The following is a 7,086-nucleotide window of genomic DNA, read 5'->3' as shown; positions in this document are numbered from 1 at the left end:
ATTTTACCAGTTACTGGCATTGTGTCTGGAATGCTATTAGTCATCGCAACGTTGTTTGCTTCTTACCAGTTAAATGAAGCCACACTAAACGCTGCAACACAGCCGATCTTGCTGTCTTTAGCTATGCTAATTTCTTCAATTATCGTGTGGTGTTGGCATATTTTTACGCATAAGAAACCAGAAAAGGTGCAACTGAGCGTAGCCTTGTTGCTAGCACTCGCGTCGATGACGAGCCTCCAAGGTTTATTCTCTCTCGCGGCTTAACCTCTATTCTAAAGACAAAGCTAGACGGCTTATATCCAAGTGCTTTCTTGATGCTTGGGTATAAGGTGATCACGTTTTAGATCTCACTCACTTTAAATTCGCGTGATTACTACTACGCTTGTTTATATACCTTGTCGAAGAGGAGAGTCGCGATGGATTTAAGCAATGTAGGTAATCTGGACAGCACTATTTTGCTAGGTATCGTCAACGAAAAGCTACGTTTAGAGTGCGACAGTTTTGACGAGTTAGTATCAGTGTATGAGATGGATGTAGAGTCTGTAGTCGGCAAGCTTGATATGCTCGGTTATCAGTACGATCCATTGACTAACCAATTTAAAGCATATCAACGCTAAGCCTTTCATAACCCAAATCTTTTAAGCCACCTTGATTCCGTCAAGGTGGCTTTTACATTGTAGCCTCGCGGTTGCGAAAAAAGCTTGTAAGTAACGCTTTTCTTTCTCTGAGTGACGCGTTGCAGCAAACAAGCGACGCCATAAGCCTTGGCCGAAAGGTTTACTGGTAATAAGACCTTGGCGAGAAAATTCAGAAATCGCCCAATTGGGTAGTGCCGCCACCCCTAATCCAGCAGAGACCATCTGAACTAACATGAGAGTGTTGTCGGCTTGCTTCCATTTCGCAGGTTCTATTCCTGCTGGCTGAAGAAAGTGTTTTACGACGTCTAGCCTTTGTTTTTGAACCGGATAAGAGAGCATGGTTTGATCTGCGAGATCTTGCGGCTCAATAATTTCTTTTTCCGCCAATGGGTGGTTGGTTGCGGTAATTAAACGCATTTCAAAGTCGAATAGAGGCTCGTAGTGGACTTCGGATCGAGGTTGGATATCGGAAGTAATAACGAGATCGAGTTCGCCTGCCAATAGAGCTGGGAGTGGTTCAAAGCCAAAACCAGAGGAAAAGTCCAATGTTACGCTAGGCCAAGCAAGTTGGTACTCCCTAAGTGCAGGCATTAGCCATTGGAAGCAAGAGTGACATTCAATGGCCATATGTAATCGGCCATTGACGTCCTCTTTCAAGCTCGCTAAATCATTTTCTGCTCTTGCGAGTTTCGGAAGGATATCTTCTGCAAGACGCAATAGGATTTCTCCCTCTGAAGTGAACTTCACCGGACGAGTCTTTCTCAGGAACAGTTGCCCTCCAATTCGCGCCTCCAAATCTTTGATCTGATGAGACAGTGCCGACTGAGTGAGATGCAAAGCGGTCGCTGTCGCCGTTAGAGAGCCAGTGTCTCGAAGCGAAGTGAGTGTCCGCAAATGTTTTAGCTCTATCATGAATTCCTTTCATCCTTTGTTGCTCGCTATGAACAGAATAGCAATCGTGTAAATAACTTAACGACAAAAAATGGATATGTAAACGTCTAGACGTCTATTTGTTGTTTTTATTTGCGAATCATGTCGCTTCATGATGAATTTTTTTAATAAACAAGTTGAATAAATGGACGTTGTTCTAATATCAGATGAGAGCGATAGTTTAGCCATCCAGACATCTTATTCTTTACCGAAAGATGCTCTGATCCAAACAAATTGAACAAAATTGAGAAAGGAATAGGGACATGGCGACAACGACTCACATACTAGGTTATCCACGCATTGGTGAAAAAAGAGAATTAAAATTCGCTCAGGAGAAATACTGGCGAGGAGAAATTGATCAAGCTGAGCTTAAAAAGGTTGGGGCAGATCTACGCGCCAAAAACTGGCAAACACAAACGGATTCAGGTTTGAGTTTTGCCACTGCTGGCGACTTCGCTTGGTATGATCATGTACTGACGACCACGTTGCTATTGGGTCATGTGCCAAAGCGTCACGCTGATGGTTTCCCTAACCTGGATACGTTGTTCAAAGTGGGTCGCGGTCAATCTCAGGCGGGTTGCAGCTGTGCGGGCGCTGCGGCATCGGATATGACCAAATGGTTCAACACAAACTACCATTACATCGTCCCTGAATTCAGCAAGGACGATACGTTTGAAGTGAGCTGGCCGCAACTGTTTGAAGAAGTCAACGAAGCGCTTCAAGCTGGCCACCAAGTGAAGCCTGTTTTGCTTGGCCCAGTCAGTTACCTTTACTTGGGCAAAGAGGTCGAAGAAGGGTTTGACCGCTTAACCCTGCTACCACGCTTACTTACTGCTTACCAAGCTATTTTGGCAAAGCTAGCAAGTCAAGGTGTTGAGTGGGTTCAGATTGATGAGCCAATTTTGTCACTGGAGCTAGAAAGCAAATGGGCTGATTCGTTTAAGCTGGCCTACCAAGTGATTCGAAGCGATGTAAAAGTGCTGCTAACGACGTACTTTGACTCCGTAAGCGATACGCTAGACAAAATTGTAGAGCTACCGGTGGATGGTTTGCATATCGATTTATCTGCCGTCCCTCAGCAGCTTGACGATGTGGTTGCCAAGTTACCGGAGGGGTGGGTGCTTTCTGCTGGCGTTGTGAATGGTCGTAACGTATGGCGTTCGGATTTAAGTGCCCAACTCGAGCGTCTACAGCCAGTCAAAGAGAAACTGGGCGACAAACTTTGGGTTGCCAGTTCATGTTCTCTTCTACATAGCCCTGTTGATTTAGCACTGGAAACAGAACTGAGCGAAGAAGTAAAAAGTTGGTTTGCCTTTGCAAAACAAAAAGTGGCAGAAGTCGCCTTGCTTGGCCGAGCGCTCGATGGTGATCAAAATGCGATTCTCGCTTGTGATACCTATAGCCAGACAATCAAAGCGCGCAAGACAGCAACACATGTGAATAAACCTCAAGTACAAGCGCGTTTAAACAACATTACCGCGTCACTTGCCGAGCGCAGCGCACCTTATGCAGAGCGTGCTGCGCATCAAGCTGAAGTATTGGGCTTGCCTTTGTTGCCAACAACGACAATCGGCTCTTTTCCTCAAACGGGTGAAATCCGGGTGCAGCGCAGCGCTTATCGTACAGGTCAATTATCTGAGTCTGAATATATCCAAGCACTTAAAGGACATATTGCTGACGCAGTAAAACGTCAAGAGGCGCTCGACCTAGATGTGCTAGTTCATGGTGAAGCAGAGCGTAACGACATGGTGGAATACTTCGCTGAGAACTTGGCGGGTTTTCAAACGACCAAATTTGGTTGGGTACAGAGTTATGGTTCTCGCTGTGTGAAACCTGCCATTGTAGTTGCTGACATTGAACGTGAAAAACCGATCACAGTTGAATGGTCGACGTACGCACAATCGCTAACCAGCAAACAGATGAAAGGCATGTTGACTGGACCAGTAACGATTTTATGTTGGACGTTCCCACGTGAAGACATCACACGTCAAGAAATTGCGCAGCAACTTGCTTTGGCACTGCGTGATGAGGTGTCTGACCTGCAAGATGCAGGCATCAATATCATTCAAATTGATGAGCCAGCCATTCGAGAAGGTTTACCACTCAAAAAACGCGATCACAAAGCGTACTTAGAATGGGCCGTAAATGCGTTTAAGGTCTCTGCGGCAAGTGCAAAACCAGAAACTCAGATTCACACTCATATGTGTTACAGCGAGTTCAATGAAATCATTGATTCGGTTGCGGCACTCGATGCGGACGTCATTACCATTGAAACATCTCGCTCAAATATGGAGCTGCTGAAAGCATTTGAAGAGTTCAATTACCCGAACGAAATCGGCCCCGGTGTTTATGACATTCACTCACCAAACATTCCTACGGAAGAATGGATTGAAGGTTTAATCAAGAAAGCGGCAGAAAAAATTCCGGCTCAACGTTTGTGGGTAAACCCAGATTGTGGTCTGAAAACACGAAACTGGAAGGAGACAGAAGCCGCATTGGCAAATCTGGTTTCAGCGGCGAAGAAGCTCCGTGCTGAGCTGGCGTAACACATCGTTACAGCAAATAAAAACGGAGACTGTGGTCTCCGTTTTTCTATTCTTAATTGTTAACTTTCGTTTTCAGATTATCCAATAATAGCGAATCATCGTCTCATGCCGAAAGCAACAAAAATTACTGTAGCTACTTCACCTGAGTACAAGTCTGTGCGGAAACCAACTCATCTGCCATCAACTGACCGCGAGAATTACGTACCTTAATACGATACATCAAGCCCATATCAATTTGCTTGCGAACTTCTGGGTTGCTGCAGTAGGTATAGATACTGGTATTCAGTACTTGATTTAACGGCTTTGCACCGAGTGCGCCATCGTTATAAATCATCATCATCTCTACAACATTTTTGTTGGATGAGACACGCATTATTTGCAGTGGACCGTACTCTAAAGGGAGGCCCGCAGACAAGACTCCTGCTCGGTTTGATGCCATAAGCTCAAGTTGGCGCTGATTATCATCGGTTGATGAACAGCCAGCCAGAGCACCAAATACCAAGAAAAGACACAGTAATTTTTTCATAAATTAAAACACTTTTTTGAACGGTTTCACGATTACATGATCGTAAACACCAGCCGCTACATAAGGATCGGCTTCTGCCCACGCTTTAGCATCCTCTAGAGAGGCGAATTCAGCGATGACAGTTGAGCCCGTAAATCCAGCTTCACCAGGATTGTCAGAATCTATCGCAGGCATCGGACCAGCTGTAAGAAGGCGGCCTTCGTCTTGTAGCTTTTGTAAGCGATCCAAGTGTTGTGGGCGAACGCTCATGCGTTTTTCCAACGAGTTCTCAACGTCCTGTGAAAAGATGACATACCACATAGCATAGTTCCTTAATTGGTAGGGTAAAGTGTTAATTTAACGCCTTTTTTGTGTCTCTCACAAGTGAACAACAGAAAATGTGAGATCCTTTCTAACTGTTAGCGTTGTAGGTTGACTAATTCTGAACCGGACGTGGTTTACCTTCACTGTCAATGGCTACGTAGTTGAAGGTCGCATCACAAACCATGAAGCGTTCGCCAACACCGTGAGCTTTGACGGGTTTGACCCATACTTCCAAATCGACACTCATGGATGTGCGGCCGATCTTAGTGCATTCGCCGTAGCAGCATACGACATCGCCCACACCAACAGGTTTTTTGAACGTAATGCTTGATACCGAAACGGTGACAACGCGACCACAAGAGATCTCTTTTGCCAGAATCGCGCCCGCTAAGTCGAGCTGAGACATTATCCAACCGCCAAAAATATCGCCATTGGCGTTTGTATCTGCAGGCATTGCAAGGGTACGAAGCAGCATTTGACCTTTCGGAGAGCTAATTTCTTGACTCATTGTGACATCCTAAATCTTAAAGGCGCTCAAACTAAGCGCCAACATAGTAAATACCTAGAACCAAAGGTCCTTAAAAAACCGCAGATACCGGACCAGAGAAAGTTGGTTTACAGCAGCAAGAATGGTCTGAAAACGGTACGTTGTTTGAGCGGTTTACTGATACATGGAGCAAAACAGCGACCCTAAGGTCGCTGTGAAGTCGCGGATTATAGCAAAACTGAGTTTTTAATCATCAGTGGACACATCGGATGAGTTATTTTTTTGTTCTTTTGGCATGTGTTTATAAATGTAAAAGCCAGTCGCAATCATGTAGGCAAATGTCGCGATCAACATTCCAAATACTTTGAAGTTAACCCAAACATCCAACGGCAATTCGTAAGCAATATAAATATTTAGGCCAGCGAAGAATGAGAAGAAGCCAACCCAAGCCCAGTTAATCTTTGCCCAAACAGCGTCAGGTAACGTAATTTCCTTGCCTAGCATACCTTTGATGGCTGATTTTCCCAATGCGTGGCTCACTGCTAAGCCAATCGCCAGAATCGCGTAAATGATGGTGACTTTCCACTTTATAAAATTGTCGTCGTGGAAGAAAAGGGTCATGCCGCCGAAGATAGTGACGATAACAAATGTTATTAGCTGCATCTTTTCGACTTTCTTATACAGCGCGTAGGTGACGACAAGTTGAATGGCTGTTGCTACGATCAGTGCACCTGTCGCTACGTAGATGTCGTACAGCTTGTATAAAGCGAAGAAAACGATGAGTGGTATAAAGTCTAGGATCTGCTTCATGATGGCAAAATCTACCTAATTATTGAATTGAAGACAGTCTAACGGAATCTGACAAGATGTGAATACTGAGGAAGTTAAGGTAAGAATAGTAACGCTTAGTATATCGTACAGCCCGCAAGCTTCTTCCACGTCGAAACAGCAAATGGAAGGAATAAAAATTGCCGCGTGAAGCGGCAATAGAGTTGAGAGTTTTAAACCTTAAGCAACACGTTGATATTGGGAAATAAGCGTTTTGACATCTTCTAAATAGCCTTCCCGCAGTAAGTTATCGACCGTTGCTTCTAGCTCTTCAAGAGACATCGTGAAGCAAGTGGATTTACCAGTCATCAAGCTCAGATATTGATGATACTCTTCTTCTGTATAGTGGCCTAAGCGATCAAGTAACAGTGTTTTGATTCCATGATGAATCAGGCCGTAGTATGTATGTCGATGAAGTAACATGGCGATCTCCTTATCAAGCTCATACGCTACTCTTTTGCAGCCTGCTTGACCTTCTGGATAATTCGATTTACTCCAATAATGCACATCTAGTGCCAATTCTATATTTGCAAATTAAAAAGTGTTGGAAGGTGCAAAATTCTCGTTCTGTAACCATCTTTGGATGACGACTTGAAGTGCATTTAACGTGGTGGGCTTTTCGAGTCTGTCATCCATGAGTTTCGAAATTAGCTCCAACTCTCTAGCTCCAGACTCACCAGATAAGGCAATGATTGGAACGGAAGATGTGATTTGCTTAATCCGTTGGCTTGCGTCAAATCCATTCATTACCGGCATTTGGACATCCATAAGAACGAGATCAATCTTGTGAGAGTGGAATAGTTCTACCGCAGAGGCTCCATTATTTGC

Annotated in this window: 9 protein-coding genes and 1 pseudogene; 3 read left to right on the top strand and 7 right to left on the bottom strand. The window is 44.5% G+C overall.

The window, feature by feature from the left end:
• Together IQR33_RS24060 and IQR33_RS24055 are read left to right on the top strand one after the other, a co-directional pair.
• Positions 1-264, top strand: a pseudogene (locus IQR33_RS24060) (hypothetical protein); the annotation flags it as partial.
• Between the two features lie 152 nt (positions 265-416).
• On the top strand, positions 417-617 hold the full coding sequence (locus IQR33_RS24055; RefSeq protein ID WP_005376762.1) for a DUF4250 domain-containing protein: 201 nt from the start codon (positions 417-419) through the stop codon (positions 615-617).
• A gap of 21 nt (positions 618-638) precedes the next feature.
• On the opposite strand, the gene metR is transcribed toward IQR33_RS24055, so the two are convergent.
• Positions 639-1,550 carry an HTH-type transcriptional regulator MetR gene (metR, locus tag IQR33_RS24050; RefSeq protein ID WP_005386724.1) on the bottom strand — a complete coding sequence of 304 codons (912 nt, stop codon included), beginning with the start codon at positions 1,548-1,550 and terminating at the stop codon, positions 639-641.
• A gap of 281 nt (positions 1,551-1,831) precedes the next feature.
• Here metR and metE point away from each other — a divergent pair, with 281 nt between their 5' ends.
• On the top strand, positions 1,832-4,114 hold the full coding sequence (gene metE, locus IQR33_RS24045) for a 5-methyltetrahydropteroyltriglutamate--homocysteine S-methyltransferase (protein ID WP_054577048.1): 2,283 nt from the start codon (positions 1,832-1,834) through the stop codon (positions 4,112-4,114).
• Between the two features lie 133 nt (positions 4,115-4,247).
• Here metE and IQR33_RS24040 read toward each other — a convergent pair whose 3' ends face one another.
• The 6 genes from IQR33_RS24040 to IQR33_RS24015 form a co-directional block, all read right to left on the bottom strand.
• The gene (locus IQR33_RS24040; protein ID WP_005386726.1) at positions 4,248-4,640 is read right to left on the bottom strand and encodes a GspS/AspS pilotin family protein; all 393 of its coding nucleotides are present in this window, start codon (positions 4,638-4,640) and stop codon (positions 4,248-4,250) included.
• Positions 4,641-4,643: 3 nt separating this feature from the next.
• Positions 4,644-4,940: a YciI family protein gene (locus IQR33_RS24035; protein ID WP_005386727.1), complete on the bottom strand. Its 297-nt coding sequence runs from the start codon at positions 4,938-4,940 to the stop codon at positions 4,644-4,646.
• A 115-nt stretch (positions 4,941-5,055) separates the two neighbouring features.
• A complete protein-coding gene (gene yciA, locus IQR33_RS24030) occupies positions 5,056-5,451 on the bottom strand; it encodes an acyl-CoA thioester hydrolase YciA (protein ID WP_005376768.1) in 396 nt (131 codons plus the stop codon).
• 225 nt (positions 5,452-5,676) lie between these two features.
• A complete protein-coding gene (locus IQR33_RS24025) occupies positions 5,677-6,240 on the bottom strand; it encodes a septation protein A (protein WP_005376769.1) in 564 nt (187 codons plus the stop codon).
• A gap of 198 nt (positions 6,241-6,438) precedes the next feature.
• Positions 6,439-6,681 (bottom strand): hypothetical protein, encoded by a 243-nt coding sequence (locus IQR33_RS24020; RefSeq protein WP_005376770.1) that lies wholly within the window; start codon positions 6,679-6,681, stop codon positions 6,439-6,441.
• Positions 6,682-6,792: 111 nt separating this feature from the next.
• The coding region (locus IQR33_RS24015; RefSeq protein WP_193844130.1) for a response regulator at positions 6,793-7,086 on the bottom strand (294 nt) is incomplete at its 5' end.

This window comes from Vibrio sp. OPT46, from assembly GCF_015163535.1.
GTDB lineage: Bacteria > Pseudomonadota > Gammaproteobacteria > Enterobacterales > Vibrionaceae > Vibrio > Vibrio alginolyticus.
Note: the sequence above shows the minus strand (reverse complement) of the source record. Positions and strands in the feature narration are given on the sequence as shown.